Source organism: Allorhodopirellula heiligendammensis, from assembly GCF_007860105.1.
Classification (GTDB): Bacteria; Planctomycetota; Planctomycetia; order Pirellulales; family Pirellulaceae; genus Rhodopirellula; species Rhodopirellula heiligendammensis.
In genome coordinates this window covers 1-2513 of sequence record NZ_SJPU01000029.1, presented here as the reverse complement: position 1 = coordinate 2513, position 2513 = coordinate 1, and the positions used below count along the sequence as shown (strand labels likewise).

The 2513-nt window shown below is 54.4% G+C and carries 3 protein-coding genes; all 3 read left to right on the top strand.

Translation table 11 applies throughout. The annotated features are described in order from the left end of the window. The first annotated feature begins 132 nt into the window (after positions 1-132). Positions 133-1128 (top strand): HEAT repeat domain-containing protein, encoded by a 996-nt coding sequence (locus Poly21_RS26790; RefSeq protein ID WP_302120794.1) that lies wholly within the window; start codon positions 133-135, stop codon positions 1126-1128. A gap of 188 nt (positions 1129-1316) precedes the next feature. Then, on the top strand, positions 1317-1517 hold the full coding sequence (locus Poly21_RS26785; RefSeq protein ID WP_302120792.1) for a hypothetical protein: 201 nt from the start codon (positions 1317-1319) through the stop codon (positions 1515-1517). Positions 1518-1621: 104 nt separating this feature from the next. Further along, entirely contained in the window at positions 1622-2311 is a 690-nt protein-coding gene (locus Poly21_RS26780; RefSeq protein WP_146410129.1) for a hypothetical protein, read from the top strand. Positions 2312-2513 lie beyond the last annotated feature (202 nt).

Genomic DNA, 2513 nt, shown 5'->3' with positions numbered 1-2513 from the left:
TTCGTCGAACTACGCTTCAATTGTTGAATCGATGCAGAAAAATAGCAGCCTCATGCATGGAGCCGTCCAGTGAATTTCAGTCTTCGATCTAACGAAGGATCTTGCACTAAGTGTCTGTTTTGGGTCCTCCTATTGCTTATTTCGTGTTCACTCTTTTCTATCAACCTTTCCGGCCGCGCGCATGGACAGGATGCGGTAGAAACCGAAGCATTTGACAAAGCATTCAAGGGATTAAGCGATGGATCGGCAAAGGTTCGCGGCGCTGCGGCACGCAAGCTCGGGCAGTTGACACTCAATCCGGAAATTGCCGTTCCTGCGTTGACATTCGCGCTGAAAGACTCCGACATGCGAGTCCGTTCTAGCGCAGCTCAGTCCATTGGTAAGTTTGGTGGCGATGCGAAGTTTGCGGTATCTTTCCTCATCCAAGAAGTGGAGAAGATCAACCGCAGGCGTGATGCGGTTGGCGATAGCGCCGAGGCTAAAGCCGCCTACCGTGCTACCCATGGTGTGATTGGGGATGGTGTTAGATTTATGAGCAACGAAACACATTTTCTTTCCCACTGCATTAGCACGCTCGGCAAGATTGAGGCAGATCCAGACACCGTCGTGCCAGTCCTCATTCACGCACTGAAGGACGACGATGAAGCGGTAAGAGGAGCAGCGGCAGGTGCCTTGGGAGAATTTGGAGCCGACGCAAAGAACGCGATGATTCCGCTTATCGCAGCGCTGGGGGACGAAAGCCAGGCAGTTCGGCTTCGCGCAACGGAGGCCTTTTGGAACTTTGGGCCAGCGGCATCCGGGGCGGCTCCCGCCCTCACCAAGTGCTTGAATGATGAGGACGTTACGGTTCGGATACGAGCAGCGGTTGCACTCTACAAGGTTGCTCCCGAAGATCCAAACGAAGCCGCCGTACAAGTTCTAATGGATACCATGCGCAACCAAGACTGGCCATTCCGTGCCGACGCTGCCTACGCGTTTACCAAGATCGATGCAGAGAAGGTAACGCCAGACGCAGTTGACGCGCTGCGGGATTCCGAAACTGATGAACACGAGCAGGTCCGCCGTACGGCCACCCTGACGCTGAGACAGATTGGAGCCGCAAAAACTGCGGATGGCCCATCGAAGTAACCAGCCAAAAGCGTAGGATCAACCTCTACATTCCCTCCGCCCGTAGTGATTTGCACATACTCCGCACCGTTGTCATCCCGATCAACGAACCCGACTGCGACGAAAGCGAGCATCCTTTGACCCCCATACCACAATCCACCATCGACGAACCATGCGTTGGACCGAAGCACCGCGTGAGATGTTTACAAATGGAATCCGCATTGGCGGTGCTCGGTCAACGCCGCCGTTACGAGATGAAGCTGGTATGGAAGCCAAGTGTGCCCTGCGGGGCATCAACCAACGCCTGCCCTGCGGGGCATTGTCCGACGCCTGATCAATTGGTGACTGTGACGCAGTGCTCGTTGCAGATCGAGGACGCGGGCAAGCCGACGGGTACTACGCTACAATAAACGACTCGTAACAATGTAATGATGACGGAGCGGCGTAGCAGCCGTTGGCTCAGTGGTTGGGCCGCTCGACGCCGCCCGCATATCGCCGCCGTTCCCCGACTGAAATGCCTCAACTGCTCCAGGTTGTTCCTGTTCTTACAGGCATCGCTCTTTTGCTGGGCTGCAATCCCCAGTCCGATATGACACCTAAACAGATTGTCGAACAACCGAACAAGTTTCACTACTCGGAACGCGACTATAAAGTCGCTTCCGCCGGTATCGCTGCTTACGTCGGTGATCCACGTTGGCACGACCCAAAGACTGAAATCAACGGAAAGCAGATGCAATGGACCATGGGTATTGAGGCGTTGCCTGACCCTGAGGACGACCTCGGGCCGCCAAGCATCTCTTTTGACGGACTAGACATCGCAGTTGACGATTGGCGAGAAATCGAGGGGTTCTCGCAAAGCTGGGAGGACTGGAAGAATCCGCGGACTGGCGACCGATTTGCGATGACTTATCATTCAGGTCACGACTCTGTTAGTCGTTGCCGTATTGAAATTGTTGCTCGATACGGCAACCTTTTCCGCGTCGTCGCGGAGGGTGGCGAACCCTGGACTTCTCCGTTTACATTTGATGCCACGTTCACTTTTAATGGGGTTGGGATTATGGCCGATCCGAATGCAACAGAAGCGGATGTGAGACGTATCATTAAACGCGAGTTCCCAGAATCTTCGTTCGAGCTTTCTAGCTTGGATCGCGACACGGAATTCGTTCACGCAAAATTCGATCTTCCTGACCACGACGGCGGGTAACCATCGCATGCAACGGAGCCGGGCTTGCGAGATTTCTCAAATGGACGATCAACCTTCCCGGCCCGCTGATGCGTGCCGACTATGAAGTCCAAGGTTTGACAAGTGGTGTTGGGTTGTTTTTTGTCTTACTTCATTGTTTTTCCGCTGGTGGAGGTGAGGTGCCGTTTGCCGGAGGCTTTTTTCGGTCGCTCGCCCGTAAGTG